This is a genomic window from Escherichia sp. WS338, from assembly GCF_046486405.1.
GTDB classification, from domain to species: Bacteria; Pseudomonadota; Gammaproteobacteria; order Enterobacterales; family Enterobacteriaceae; genus Escherichia; species Escherichia coli.
Genome location: NZ_JBJQLL010000014.1, coordinates 35,834 through 48,468, shown reverse-complemented (window position 1 = coordinate 48,468; position 12,635 = coordinate 35,834). Strand labels below are relative to the sequence as shown.

General features: G+C 50.9%; 12 protein-coding genes. 7 read left to right on the top strand and 5 right to left on the bottom strand.

From position 1 onward, the window contains the following. Positions 1-168: 168 nt before the first annotated feature. From ACJHWT_RS14180 to torZ, 4 genes are all read left to right on the top strand, one after another. Positions 169-735, top strand: a complete 567-nt coding sequence (locus ACJHWT_RS14180) for a VOC family protein (protein WP_021525644.1) — start codon at positions 169-171, stop codon at positions 733-735. Between the two features lie 13 nt (positions 736-748). Next, entirely contained in the window at positions 749-1,495 is a 747-nt protein-coding gene (cutC, locus tag ACJHWT_RS14175; RefSeq protein WP_001185727.1) for a copper homeostasis protein CutC, read from the top strand. 387 nt (positions 1,496-1,882) lie between these two features. Next, the gene (locus tag ACJHWT_RS14170) at positions 1,883-2,983 is read left to right on the top strand and encodes a NapC/NirT family cytochrome c (protein ID WP_001214283.1); all 1,101 of its coding nucleotides are present in this window, start codon (positions 1,883-1,885) and stop codon (positions 2,981-2,983) included. Positions 2,984-3,007: 24 nt separating this feature from the next. Beyond that, the gene (torZ, locus tag ACJHWT_RS14165) at positions 3,008-5,437 is read left to right on the top strand and encodes a trimethylamine N-oxide reductase TorZ (RefSeq protein WP_000176777.1); all 2,430 of its coding nucleotides are present in this window, start codon (positions 3,008-3,010) and stop codon (positions 5,435-5,437) included. 164 nt (positions 5,438-5,601) lie between these two features. On the opposite strand, the gene cmoB is transcribed toward torZ, so the two are convergent. Genes cmoB through ACJHWT_RS14140 form a run of 5 tightly spaced genes read right to left on the bottom strand, consistent with a single transcriptional unit; the run spans position 5,602 to position 9,183 of the window. After that, on the bottom strand, positions 5,602-6,573 hold the full coding sequence (gene cmoB / locus ACJHWT_RS14160; protein WP_000564725.1) for a tRNA 5-methoxyuridine(34)/uridine 5-oxyacetic acid(34) synthase CmoB: 972 nt from the start codon (positions 6,571-6,573) through the stop codon (positions 5,602-5,604). After that, positions 6,570-7,313, bottom strand: coding sequence for a carboxy-S-adenosyl-L-methionine synthase CmoA (gene cmoA, locus ACJHWT_RS14155; RefSeq protein WP_000019588.1), 744 nt, complete (start codon positions 7,311-7,313; stop codon positions 6,570-6,572). Before cmoA ends, cmoB begins: the two co-directional genes overlap by 4 nt. Positions 7,314-7,353: 40 nt before the next feature. Next, on the bottom strand, positions 7,354-7,749 hold the full coding sequence (locus ACJHWT_RS14150; RefSeq protein ID WP_000252980.1) for an MAPEG family protein: 396 nt from the start codon (positions 7,747-7,749) through the stop codon (positions 7,354-7,356). A 52-nt stretch (positions 7,750-7,801) separates the two neighbouring features. Continuing rightward, complete coding sequence (locus ACJHWT_RS14145) at positions 7,802-8,620, bottom strand: DUF72 domain-containing protein (RefSeq protein ID WP_000639254.1); 819 nt, start codon at positions 8,618-8,620, stop codon at positions 7,802-7,804. Next, positions 8,617-9,183, bottom strand: coding sequence for a hydrolase (locus ACJHWT_RS14140; RefSeq protein ID WP_000891620.1), 567 nt, complete (start codon positions 9,181-9,183; stop codon positions 8,617-8,619). The genes ACJHWT_RS14145 and ACJHWT_RS14140 overlap by 4 nt, the downstream gene beginning before the upstream one ends. 309 nt (positions 9,184-9,492) lie before the next feature. Here ACJHWT_RS14140 and aspS point away from each other — a divergent pair, with 309 nt between their 5' ends. The 3 genes from aspS to ACJHWT_RS14125 all read left to right on the top strand — a co-directional run bounded on the left by aspS (position 9,493) and on the right by ACJHWT_RS14125 (position 12,604). Then, positions 9,493-11,265, top strand: a complete 1,773-nt coding sequence (gene aspS, locus ACJHWT_RS14135) for an aspartate--tRNA ligase (protein ID WP_001258662.1) — start codon at positions 9,493-9,495, stop codon at positions 11,263-11,265. Between the two features lie 117 nt (positions 11,266-11,382). Next, positions 11,383-11,835: a dihydroneopterin triphosphate diphosphatase gene (gene nudB / locus ACJHWT_RS14130; RefSeq protein ID WP_001308712.1), complete on the top strand. Its 453-nt coding sequence runs from the start codon at positions 11,383-11,385 to the stop codon at positions 11,833-11,835. A 28-nt stretch (positions 11,836-11,863) separates the two neighbouring features. Then, the gene (locus ACJHWT_RS14125) at positions 11,864-12,604 is read left to right on the top strand and encodes a YebC/PmpR family DNA-binding transcriptional regulator (RefSeq protein ID WP_000907234.1); all 741 of its coding nucleotides are present in this window, start codon (positions 11,864-11,866) and stop codon (positions 12,602-12,604) included. Positions 12,605-12,635 lie beyond the last annotated feature (31 nt).

Below are 12,635 nucleotides of genomic sequence, written 5' to 3'. Positions count from 1 at the left end.
TAAAGAAATTAGGGCGGGAGTATACTGCAAATGGCTGTTTTCGTCAGCAACGTGCGCGTGGCGTATTGCCGTTTTCACTATTGCATCAGAAGCGGCGTGCAATCAGCGGTTGGTTGGCGCAGGGCAACAGGGTAAATTAACGCTTTTATTGAACGACGAAGAGTGATTATGGCGAACTGGCAATCTATCAACGAGTTGCAGGATATTGCATCGGATTTACCGCGATTTACCCACGCATTAGATGAACTTTCCCGCCGTCTGGGGTTGGATATCACTCCGCTGACTGCCGATCACATTTCTTTGCGTTGCCATCAAAACGCCACTGCTGAGCGCTGGCGTCGCGGGTTTGAACAGTGCGGCGAGCTTTTGTCAGAAAATATGATCAATGGCAGGCCGATTTGTCTGTTTAAATTGCATGAACCGGTACAGGTTGCTCACTGGCAGTTTTCCATTGTGGAGCTACCGTGGCCCGGGGAAAAACGTTACCCGCACGAAGGTTGGGAACATATTGAAATCGTTCTGCCGGGCGATCCAGAAACGCTGAATGCCCGTGCGCTGGCATTGCTTTCTGATGAAGGACTCAGCCTGCCGGGGATCTCAGTTAAAACCAGTTCGCCAAAAGGTGAGCATGAGCGATTACCGAATCCGACGCTGGCGGTCACCGATGGCAAAACGACCATTAAATTTCATCCGTGGTCCATTGAAGAGATCGTTGCCAGCGAGCAGTCGGCGTAATTAAGGAGCAAAAATGGCATTACTGGAAATTTGCTGTTACAGCATGGAATGCGCGCTAACGGCGCAGCAAAACGGCGCAGACAGAGTTGAATTATGCGCAGCCCCAAAAGAGGGGGGCTTAACGCCGTCGTTGGGGGTACTGAAATCCGTACGCCAGCGGGTGACGATCCCTGTGCATCCTATTATTCGCCCACGCGGTGGTGATTTTTGCTACAGCGACGGTGAATTTGCCGCCATTCTTGAGGATGTGCGCACAGTCCGCGAATTAGGTTTTCCTGGACTGGTGACGGGCGTTCTCGATGTTGACGGGAATGTCGATATGCCACGAATGGAAAAAATAATGGCTGCTGCCGGTCCGCTGGCAGTGACTTTTCATCGCGCCTTCGATATGTGCGCTAACCCTTTAAATACACTCAATAATCTTGCGGAATTGGGCATTGCCCGGGTACTGACATCAGGGCAAAAATCAGACGCACTGCAAGGTTTATCAAAAATTATGGAACTTATTGCCCATCGTGATGCTCCAATCATTATGGCCGGAGCAGGAGTCCGTGCGGAAAACCTGCACCACTTCCTCGATGCCGGAGTGCTGGAAGTCCATAGCTCCGCGGGAGCGTGGCAAGCCTCACCGATGCGTTATCGTAATCAAGGATTGTCCATGTCATCAGATGCACACGCGGACGAGTATTCGCGTTATGTCGTAGACGGGGCGGCGGTTGCTGAAATGAAAGGAATCATTGAACGCCATCAGGCCAAATGATTTTTACCGTTGCATCATGTCGCCCAATATGATGCTTGCTCGTACCAGGCCCCTGCAATTTCAACAGGGGCCTTTTTTTATCCCTGAGCAGTATAAAAAACGAACGATTGCCGTGATCTGTTGAGCGGGTGACAGTGCGCATAGCGTTGTGCTAAAAATATTTTATATATTCACATTCATTATGTGATTTAAATTGCCAAAACTGACAAATATATATTCTAAATAACAACTGGGTTATTCCTTAGCAATTAATGATTACATTGTAATAAATCATATTCTTTATCGATTGTTTCAGGCAGTGTTGTGCCGAATTAAGCAAGCAGTCAATTCGTTGTGTATTTATTTATACAATGGTATCGGTGTCCTGGAATTTAATTAGAGGAATCTATGCGAGGGAAAAAACGCATTGGGTTATTGTTTTTGCTGATAGCGGTTGTGGTTGGTGGCGGCGGGTTATTACTGGCGCAAAAAGCCTTACATAAAACGTCGGATACCGCATTTTGCCTTTCCTGCCACTCGATGAGTAAACCTTTTGAGGAATATCAGGGAACTGTCCACTTTTCAAACCAGAAAGGGATACGTGCGGAATGTGCCGATTGCCATATTCCAAAGTCAGGGATGGATTATTTATTTGCTAAATTAAAAGCATCTAAAGATATTTATCATGAATTTGTTAGCGGCAAAATAGACAGTGATGATAAGTTCGAAGCTCATCGCCAGGAAATGGCCGAAACAGTATGGAAAGAATTAAAAGCAACTGACTCTGCAACCTGCCGTAGTTGCCATTCTTTTGATGCCATGGATATTGCCTCGCAAAGTGAATCTGCGCAGAAAATGCATAATAAAGCGCAAAAGGACGGCGAAACCTGTATCGATTGCCATAAAGGCATTGCCCATTTTCCGCCAGAAATAAAAATGGATGACAACGCGGCGCATGAGCTGGAAAGTCAGGCCGCTACTTCAGTTACTAATGGCGCACATATTTATCCTTTCAAAACTTCTCGCATAGGCGAACTGGCTACCGTGAATCCTGGTACCGATCTCACCGTCGTTGATGCCAGTGGCAAACAGCCGATCGTTCTGTTGCAGGGTTATCAAATGCAGGGCAGTGAAAACACGCTCTACCTGGCGGCAGGTCAACGGCTGGCGCTAGCCACATTAAGTGAAGAAGGTATCAAGGCGCTGACGGTAAACGGGGAATGGCAGGCTGACGAATACGGCAATCAATGGCGTCAGGCGTCTTTACAGGGTGTGCTTACCGATCCCGCATTAGCGGACCGTAAACCTCTATGGCAATACGCTGAAAAACTTGACGATACCTATTGCGCTGGTTGCCATGCCCCTATTGCCTCCGACCATTACACCGTCAATGCATGGCCGTCCATTGCCAAAGGAATGGGTGCGCGAACCAGCATGAGCGAAAACGAACTGGACATTTTGACGCGGTACTTCCAGTACAACGCCAAAGATATTACCGAGAAACAGTGATCCTCGTTGATCAGGGAGGAAGTTATGACATTAACAAGACGTGAATTTATTAAACATAGCGGTATTGCGGCAGGGGCGCTGGTGGTGACATCGGCTGCACCGTTACCTGCATGGGCAGAAGAGAAGGGCGGCAAAATTCTCACCGCGGGCCGTTGGGGAGCGATGAACGTAGAAGTGAAGGACGGCAAGATTGTTTCTTCGACAGGCGCGCTGGCGAAAACCATACCGAACTCCTTACAGTCTACGGCGGCGGATCAGGTACACACCACGGCGCGTATTCAGCATCCGATGGTGAGAAAAAGCTATCTCGATAATCCACTGCAACCGGCGAAAGGTCGTGGCGAAGATACCTATGTACAGGTGAGCTGGGAACAAGCATTAAAACTGATTCATGAGCAACACGATCGTATTCGTAAAGCTAACGGACCATCGGCCATTTTTGCCGGATCTTACGGCTGGCGTTCTTCTGGCGTGTTGCATAAAGCGCAAACCTTACTGCAACGTTATATGAACCTGGCGGGCGGTTATTCCGGGCATAGCGGCGATTATTCAACCGGAGCGGCACAGGTGATCATGCCGCATGTGGTCGGTTCTGTAGAGGTGTATGAACAGCAGACCTCCTGGCCGCTGATTCTGGAAAACAGCCAGGTTGTGGTGCTGTGGGGGATGAACCCGCTGAACACGCTCAAAATTGCCTGGAGCAGTACCGATGAGCAAGGGCTGGAATACTTCCATCAGCTGAAAAAATCTGGCAAACCAGTGATTGCCATTGATCCTATCTGCTCCGAAACCATCGAATTCTTTGGCGATAATGCCACCTGGATCGCACCGAATATGGGCACCGACGTGGCACTGATGTTAGGGATTGCGCATACCCTGATGACACAAGGCAAACACGATAAAGTGTTCCTTGAAAAATACACTACCGGGTATCCGCAGTTTGAAGAGTATCTGACAGGTAAGAGCGATAATACGCCGAAGAGCGCGGCCTGGGCGGCGGAAATTACTGGCGTACCGGAAGCGCAGATTGTCAAACTTGCAGAACTGATGGCGGCGAATCGCACGATGCTGATGGCAGGCTGGGGGATCCAACGCCAGCAATACGGTGAACAGAAACACTGGATGCTGGTGACGCTGGCGGCGATGTTAGGGCAAATTGGTACACCGGGCGGCGGTTTTGGATTCTCTTATCATTACTCCAACGGTGGCAACCCGACGCGTGTTGGCGGCGTGCTGCCGGAAATGTCTGCGGCGATTGCCGGACAGGCCAGCGAGGCCGCTGATGATGGCGGAATGACGGCGATTCCTGTTGCCCGTATCGTCGATGCGCTGGAAAATCCTGGCGGCAAATATCAGCATAACGGTAAAGAACAAACGTATCCGAATATCAAAATGATCTGGTGGGCGGGTGGCGGTAACTTTACCCATCACCAGGATACTAATCGTCTGATTAAAGCATGGCAGAAACCGGAGATGATCGTCGTTTCTGAATGCTACTGGACCGCAGCTGCTAAACATGCAGATATCGTATTACCGATCACCACATCGTTTGAGCGCAATGACCTGACGATGACCGGTGATTACAGCAACCAGCATATTGTGCCGATGAAGCAGGCTGTCGCTCCGCAATTTGAAGCGCGCAACGATTTTGACGTGTTTGCCGATCTTGCTGAATTACTCAAACCTGGCGGAAAAGAGATCTATACCGAAGGTAAAGATGAAATGGCGTGGCTGAAATTTTTCTATGATGCCGCTCAGAAAGGTGCCCGTGCGCAACGCGTGACTATGCCGATGTTTAATGCTTTCTGGCAGCAAAATAAACTGATCGAAATGCGCCGCAGTGAGAAGAACGAACAATACGTTCGTTATGGTGATTTCCGCGCCGATCCGGTGAAAAATGCGCTGGGTACGCCAAGCGGCAAAATTGAGATTTACTCCAAAACGCTGGAAAAATTTGGCTATAAGGATTGCCCGGCACACCCAACCTGGCTTGCGCCTGATGAGTGGAAAGGTTCCGCCGACGAGAAGCAGTTGCAGCTTCTGACCGCACATCCGGCACACCGTTTACACAGTCAGCTTAACTATGCGGAACTGCGTAAAAAATATGCGGTTGCCGATCGTGAACCGATCACTATTCACACCGAAGATGCTGCTCGCTTTGGTATTGCGAATGGCGATCTGGTGCGTGTCTGGAACAAACGTGGTCAGATTCTGACAGGCGCGGTGGTGACTGACGGGATCAAAAAAGGCGTGGTATGCGTGCATGAAGGTGCATGGCCAGATCTGGAAAATGGCTTGTGTAAAAACGGCAGTGCGAACGTGTTAACGGCGGATATCCCCAGCTCTCAGCTGGCAAATGCCTGTGCCGGTAACTCTGCGCTGGTGTATATCGAAAAATATACGGGCAATGCACCGAAGTTAACGGCGTTTGATCAGCCAGCTGTTCAGGCATAAGACGTGAAAAGCGCCCGGAAACGGGCGCTGAGGTTATGCAAACGTAAAACTGCCTGATGCGCTATGCTTATAAGGCCTACATAGTCCCTGCAATATATTGAATTAGCAAGGTTTTGTAGGCCGGATAAGGCGTTCACGCCGCATCCGGCAGTAATACCAGACCTTTACGGCTTGCGCGCAATCAGCACCGCGCGTTTAGGCGCAGGATAACCTTCCACCGTTTTACCCGGATCATGCGGGTCGAGAAAATCGGCCAGAGACTCGGTGACCATCCATTCGGTGCGTCGCTGCTCTTCTGTGGTGGTAACGCTCACATCCGCAATGCGGATATCTACAAAACCACACTTCTTCAGCCAGTTTTTCAGCGCCAGCGCGGAAGGGATGAAATAGACATTACGCATTTGCGCGTAACGATCGCCCGGCACCAGCACCGTGTTCTCATCACCATCAATAACCAGCGTTTCCAGCACCAGTTCACCTTCATTCACCAGTTGGTCTTTTAACTGCCAGAGATGCTCCAGCGGTGAACGACGATGATAAAGCACGCCCATCGAAAAGACGGTATCAAAGGCTTTCAATGCCGGAAGCTGTTCAATACCTAACGGTAACAAATGTGCGCGCTGATCGTTACCCAGTAGTTTACGCACCGCTTCAAACTGGCACAGAAACAGTTGCGTAGGGTCGATTCCCACCGCGAGGTGCGCGCCTGCGCCAATCATGCGCCACATGTGATAACCGCTGCCACAGCCGACATCAAGAATGGTGCGCCCGGTTAAATCAGAAAGATGGGGCAGAACGCGATCCCATTTCCAGTCGGAACGCCATTCGGTATCGATGTTGACGCCATACAGTGAGAACGGCCCTTTGCGCCACGGCATCAGGTTGCGCATCAGCGTTTCAATGCGTTTAATTTGCCCGGCGCTCAGTGGCTCTTCGCTTTCGGCGGTTACGCTATGCAATAAATCCAGACGATACGGTTTAATTTCAGGCAGAAATTCCACCGCGTTGGACCACTGCTTAAACAGCCCGTGCTGCTGCTCGCGCTGCCAGTTAGCAATCTGCGCGGGCAGCGTTTCCAGCCAGTGTGAAAGATGATTTTTGGCAATCAGAGAATAAAAGTTACCAAAGTCGATCATGCAGCGTCCTCTGCTTTTAATGCCACCAGTGAACCAAAGTTAAAGCACTGGAACCACAGCTCACTATGTTCAAAACCAGCTTTATGCAGGCGTGCTTTATGGGTTTCCACGGAATCGGTCAGCATCACGTTTTCCAGCATGCTGCGCTTCTGGCTGATCTCCAGTTCGCTGTAACCGTTGGCACGTTTAAAGTCGTGGTGCATGTTGAACAACAGTTCACCAACTTTGGCATCTTCGAAACTGAATTTTTCCGAAAGCACCAGCGCGCCGCCCGGGTTCAGCCCTTGATAAATTTTATCCAGTAACGCCTGGCGCTCGGAAGGTTCCAGGAATTGCAGGGTAAAATTCAGCACCACCATCGATGCGTTTTCAATGGCGATATCGCGAATATCACCTTCAATAACGTCTACTGGCGTAGGAGCTTTATAGGCGTCAATATGACGACGGCAGCGTTCAATCATCGCCGGGGAGTTATCGATGGCAATAATTTTGCAATTATCATGATGAATGTTGCGACGCACCGAGAGCGTCGCCGCGCCCAGAGAACAACCCAGATCGTAAACCTGCGTACCAGGTTGAACGAAGCGCTCGGCTAACATACCAATCATGGAAATAATATTGGAATAGCCGGGAACGGAACGCTGGATCATATCCGGGAAGACTTCAGCTACCCGTTCATCAAAGGTCCAGTCGCCCAGTCTGGCGATAGGGGCAGAAAATAGCGTGTCGCGGTGAGACATAACGTAAAAATCCGGGAAAAAGAAAGTGGCGTATTGTGCGCTAACGCAGGGAGAAAACCAACTCCCAGGGCATATACCAAAGATTCGCCAGCACCATCAGCAACAGCGCACACCAGGTCGCGCTCATGCCAGAACGTCGCCAGCGGAACAGACGGTGATGAAAACCGTAATAATGCATCAGACGACCAGCAAGCAAAACGATGCCGCAAATATGCACCATCCAGGTTTCTGCGCCATTCATTTCCATAAACAGCATCAACACAATCGCGATAGGAATATATTCCACCGCGTTACCATGAATGCGAATAGCGCTTTGCAGTTCGCTAAAACCGCCGTCGCCATAGGCAACGCGGTACTGCATTCGCAGGCGAACGACATCAAAAGAGAACTTCATTAATAACAACGCACTTAAAACGGCATACAGCGCGCTTACCATACAAACTCCCTTTAAAATGGCCGATGGCACCTGTCTATGATAGGTGGCAAATTCAGAAAAGAGAAGATTGCTGTGGAATAGCCGGAACTGCTCCGATCTCTGGAAGCGTTTTACGTAAGTCTTCCCACAGGGTATGTACCAGTTCCGGGGCCTGGGCAATATCTGGCGTATGTAAAAAAAGATAAGGCGTAGTGGTCTGATGCCACTGTGCTAATTTTTGTAACCAGACCTGAAATAACTCCCGGTTTTGCGTCATATCATCACTACCGATAAAACGGATCAGTGGATTTTTCGCCGTCAGTACAGCATGTACCGGAACTTTAGGTTTTTTTCGTTGAGCGTCGCGAATAGCTTCACTGTGTGGACGTGCTGCATGAACCGGGCGGCTGTCTAAAATCACCCGATTAACGCCGCGCTGATGTAAACCGCGATTAAGCGTTTGTTCCTCTTCCCCTTTGGCGAAAAACTGTGGATGGCGGACTTCCACCCCATAATTAAATTCACCGGGAAGAGAATCGAGAAAATGCCAAAGCGCAGGCAGCTCTCGTGGGCCGAATGTGGCAGGCAGTTGCAGCCAGTATTGTCCAATGCGCGGAGCCAACGGTGACATGCGGGTCAAAAATTCAGTCACTAAATCATCGCAATGCCGTAATGCTGCCTGATGCGAAATGGTCGCCGGAAACTTAAAACAGAAGCGGAAGTCATCTGTGGTCTGCTCACGCCAGCGCAGGACAACCTCGGGTTTCGGCAGGGCATAAAGCGTGGTGTTACCCTCCACGCAGTTAAAGTGGCGGGCATACTCTTCAAGGTTGGTGATCCCCAACCGCACCCATTTAGGATGCGACCATTGCGGCAGACCGATGTAAATCATAACGCGTGGAGGATCTCTTCCACACTGCGCACACGGGCGATGCGCGGGTAGATATGATTAATGCTGTTATTGTGCTGCTCGGCGCTGGCGGCGCTACAGGCATCTTCGGCAATCACCAGATTAAAACCGAGTTCCCAGGCATTGCGGGCGGTGGATTCAACACCGATATTGGTCGAGATCCCACATAACACTATTGTATCGATACCCCGGCGGCGTAATTGCAACTCCAGATCCGTACCGTAAAACGCACCCCATTGACGTTTGATGATTTCGATATCGCTGTCGGTTGCACCTAATGCAGCAGGATGTTGCCACCAGTTTTCGGGCAACACTTTTGCGGGGGAGGGGGCATCAACCGGCTGTTTTAATGCTTCGGCGTAATCGGCAGACCAGCCAACGCGCACCAGAAACACGGGCTGACCGCTGGCGCGAAATTTCGCCGCCAGCTTCCCGGCGCGATTAACCACCTCATCGGCAGTATGTGGACCTCCGGCAAAAGGTAAGATGCCTTCTTGTAAATCAATCACCACCAGCGCGGTGGTTTTAGCATTAAGTTCAAGCATGATGACTCCTGACAAAACAAAATCGTGCCTCTCACCTTAATGCGATTAGCCGATGGCGGAACGACAAATTTTGTTAATTTTTATGAGTTCGGGCAACACCTTTATAGCAAACTGGCGTAGAGTCTGATTTCAGGCCCGATATAAAGTGGTAACGAGGCGTTCCAGCGCGGGCCAGGCTCTTACGGTGCGGCAGAATTTCCAGTATAATAGCCGCCTTTTTTCATTCAGTTGTGACATACAGCTAACGCTGCGACTTGGTCACCTGCGCAGCAGGGGGCATCCGCCGGCAGCTAAGTTAAGGGATATCTCATGCGTACAGAATATTGTGGACAGCTCCGTTTGTCCCACGTGGGGCAGCAGGTGACTCTGTGTGGTTGGGTCAACCGTCGTCGTGATCTTGGTAGCCTGATCTTCATCGATATGCGCGACCGCGAAGGTATCGTGCAGGTATTTTTCGATCCGGATCGTGCGGACGCGTTAAAGCTGGCCTCTGAACTGCGTAATGAGTTCTGCATTCAGGTCACGGGCACCGTACGTGCGCGTGACGAAAAAAATATTAACCGCGATATGGCGACTGGCGAAATCGAAGTACTGGCGTCCTCGCTGACTATCATCAATCGTGCAGATGTTCTGCCGCTTGACTCTAACCACGTCAACACCGAAGAAGCGCGTCTGAAATACCGCTACCTCGACCTGCGTCGCCCGGAAATGGCTCAGCGCCTGAAAACCCGCGCTAAAATCACCAGCCTGGTGCGCCGTTTTATGGATGACCACGGCTTCCTCGACATCGAAACTCCGATGCTGACCAAAGCCACGCCGGAAGGCGCGCGTGACTACCTGGTGCCTTCTCGTGTGCACAAAGGTAAATTCTACGCGCTGCCGCAATCCCCGCAGTTGTTCAAACAGCTACTGATGATGTCCGGCTTTGACCGCTACTATCAGATCGTTAAATGCTTCCGTGACGAAGACCTGCGTGCTGACCGTCAGCCTGAATTTACTCAGATCGATGTGGAAACTTCTTTCATGACCGCGCCGCAAGTGCGTGAAGTGATGGAAGCGCTGGTGCGTCATCTGTGGCTGGAAGTGAAGGGCGTGGATCTGGGCGATTTCCCGGTAATGACCTTTGCAGAAGCAGAACGCCGTTATGGTTCTGATAAACCGGATCTGCGTAACCCGATGGAACTGACCGACGTTGCCGATCTGCTGAAATCTGTTGAGTTTGCAGTATTTGCAGGTCCGGCGAACGATCCGAAAGGCCGTGTTGCCGCTCTGCGTGTTCCGGGCGGCGCATCGTTGACCCGTAAGCAGATCGACGAATACGGTAACTTCGTTAAAATCTACGGCGCGAAAGGTCTGGCTTACATCAAAGTTAACGAACGCGCGAAAGGTCTGGAAGGTATCAACAGCCCGGTAGCGAAGTTCCTTAATGCAGAAATCATCGAAGCCATCCTGGATCGTACTGCCGCGCAAGATGGCGATATGATTTTCTTCGGTGCCGACAACAAGAAAATTGTTGCCGACGCGATGGGCGCACTGCGCCTGAAAGTGGGTAAAGACCTTGGTCTGACCGACGAAAGCAAATGGGCACCGCTGTGGGTTATCGACTTCCCGATGTTTGAAGACGACGGTGAAGGCGGCCTGACGGCAATGCACCATCCGTTCACCTCACCGAAAGACATGACTGCTGCAGAACTGAAAGCTGCACCAGAAAATGCGGTGGCGAACGCTTACGATATGGTCATCAATGGTTACGAAGTGGGCGGTGGTTCTGTGCGTATCCATAATGGTGATATGCAGCAGACGGTGTTTGGTATTCTGGGTATCAACGAAGAGGAACAGCGCGAGAAATTCGGCTTCCTGCTCGACGCCCTGAAATACGGTACTCCGCCGCACGCAGGTCTGGCATTCGGTCTTGACCGTCTGACCATGCTGCTGACCGGCACCGACAATATCCGTGACGTTATCGCCTTCCCGAAAACCACGGCGGCAGCATGTCTGATGACTGAAGCACCGAGCTTTGCTAACCCGACTGCACTGGCTGAGCTGAGCATTCAGGTTGTGAAGAAGGCAGAGAATAACTGATATGACTCAAATACACGAAATCATTCGCGTTGCATCGAGGCGGCAACTGAGTGAACTCCCATGAGCATAGATAACTATGTGAATGGGATGAGCGAAGGCAGTCAACGAAGAGGCAGCGTGAAGGATAAAGTGTATAAGCGTCCCGTTTCGATCTTAGTGGTCATCTATGCACAAGATACGAAACGGGTGCTGATGTTGCAGCGGCGTGACGATCCCGATTTCTGGCAGTCGGTAACCGGCAGCGTGGAAGAGGGTGAAACCGCGCCGCAAGCTGCCATGCGCGAAGTAAAGGAAGAGGTCACCATCGATGTTGTCGCTGAACAACTGACCTTAATTGACTGTCAGCGCACGGTAGAATTTGAAATTTTTTCACATTTACGTCATCGCTATGCGCCGGGCGTGACGCGTAATACGGAATCATGGTTCTGTCTTGCGCTCCCGCACGAACGCCAGGTCGTCTTCACTGAACATCTGGCCTACAAGTGGCTTGATGCGCCTGCTGCGGCGGCGCTCACTAAGTCCTGGAGCAACCGGCAGGCGATTGAACAGTTTGTAATTAACGCTGCCTGAACAGGCAGGGCTATCTGGAGATATTTTTATGGCAGGTCATAGTAAATGGGCCAACACCAGACATCGTAAAGCTGCGCAGGATGCTAAGCGCGGTAAAATCTTCACTAAAATCATTCGTGAGCTGGTAACCGCGGCTAAGCTGGGCGGTGGTGATCCGGACGCTAACCCGCGTTTGCGTGCAGCAATTGATAAAGCACTGTCTAACAACATGACCCGTGACACTCTGAACCGCGCAATTGCACGAGGTGTGGGCGGTGATGATGATGCAAACATGGAAACCATCATCTACGAAGGTTACGGTCCTGGCGGCACTGCAATCATGATTGAATGTCTGTCTGACAACCGCAACCGTACCGTTGCTGAAGTGCGTCATGCATTCAGTAAATGTGGCGGTAACCTCGGTACTGATGGTTCAGTAGCCTATCTGTTCAGCAAAAAAGGCGTGATCTCCTTCGAGAAAGGCGATGAAGACACCATCATGGAAGCAGCCTTGGAAGCCGGTGCTGAAGACGTTGTGACCTATGATGACGGCGCTATTGATGTCTACACTGCATGGGAAGAAATGGGCAAAGTACGCGACGCTCTGGAAGCGGCAGGTCTGAAAGCAGACAGCGCGGAAGTTTCCATGATCCCGTCCACCAAAGCTGATATGGATGCAGAAACCGCACCGAAACTGATGCGTCTGATCGATATGCTGGAAGATTGCGACGACGTGCAGGAAGTTTACCATAACGGTGAAATCTCTGATGAGGTTGCAGCGACTCTCTGATGAGGCCTGCTAAACAGCAAAACGGAGACGC

What these genes read in the sequence shown, in the direction of transcription:
- ACJHWT_RS14180 (WP_021525644.1), top strand. Translation starts at nt 169, where the DNA reads ATGGCGAACTGGCAATCTATCAACGAGTTGCAGGATATTGCATCGGAT.
- cutC (WP_001185727.1), top strand. Translation starts at nt 749, where the DNA reads ATGGCATTACTGGAAATTTGCTGTTACAGCATGGAATGCGCGCTAACG.
- ACJHWT_RS14170 (WP_001214283.1), top strand. Translation starts at nt 1,883, where the DNA reads ATGCGAGGGAAAAAACGCATTGGGTTATTGTTTTTGCTGATAGCGGTT.
- torZ (WP_000176777.1), top strand. Translation starts at nt 3,008, where the DNA reads ATGACATTAACAAGACGTGAATTTATTAAACATAGCGGTATTGCGGCA.
- cmoB (WP_000564725.1), bottom strand. Translation starts at nt 6,573, where the DNA reads ATGATCGACTTTGGTAACTTTTATTCTCTGATTGCCAAAAATCATCTT.
- cmoA (WP_000019588.1), bottom strand. Translation starts at nt 7,313, where the DNA reads ATGTCTCACCGCGACACGCTATTTTCTGCCCCTATCGCCAGACTGGGC.
- ACJHWT_RS14150 (WP_000252980.1), bottom strand. Translation starts at nt 7,749, where the DNA reads ATGGTAAGCGCGCTGTATGCCGTTTTAAGTGCGTTGTTATTAATGAAG.
- ACJHWT_RS14145 (WP_000639254.1), bottom strand. Translation starts at nt 8,620, where the DNA reads ATGATTTACATCGGTCTGCCGCAATGGTCGCATCCTAAATGGGTGCGG.
- ACJHWT_RS14140 (WP_000891620.1), bottom strand. Translation starts at nt 9,183, where the DNA reads ATGCTTGAACTTAATGCTAAAACCACCGCGCTGGTGGTGATTGATTTA.
- aspS (WP_001258662.1), top strand. Translation starts at nt 9,493, where the DNA reads ATGCGTACAGAATATTGTGGACAGCTCCGTTTGTCCCACGTGGGGCAG.
- ACJHWT_RS14125 (WP_000907234.1), top strand. Translation starts at nt 11,864, where the DNA reads ATGGCAGGTCATAGTAAATGGGCCAACACCAGACATCGTAAAGCTGCG.